1 protein-coding gene is annotated in these 274 nt (G+C 53.3%); it reads right to left on the bottom strand.

Annotated elements, in window-relative coordinates; genetic code table 11:
* The coding region (locus SB772_RS40730; protein WP_410838616.1) for a hypothetical protein at window positions 1-189 on the bottom strand (189 nt) is incomplete at its 3' end.
* Window positions 190-274: the final 85 nt, after the last annotated feature.

The raw sequence follows: 274 nt of genomic DNA, 5'->3' as shown, positions 1-274 counted from the left end.
CAGCCACAGGCGGTTATAGGCAAAGTCGGTAAATAGCAGCAGCATCTGCCCGGCAAAGGCGAACATCGCACCATAGGTGATGTCAGCACGCTTGGTGACGCCGAAGGCGATCGCATAGCCGAAGGCCAGCGCGGCGTAGAGTGCCGCAAGAGGCACCGCATTCGCCAGCTGCTGCAGAAGATAGGCCATTCCAGTCCTCCGGATTTCCCGTAAAATAATAACTGGCAAAATGGCTTTTACCAGTTATATTTTCATCATGAGCTTTACATGGACC

This window comes from Paraburkholderia sp. SIMBA_030 (assembly GCF_046535245.1).
Classification (GTDB): Bacteria; Pseudomonadota; Gammaproteobacteria; order Burkholderiales; family Burkholderiaceae; genus Paraburkholderia.
This window is presented reverse-complemented; position numbering and strand designations above follow the sequence as displayed.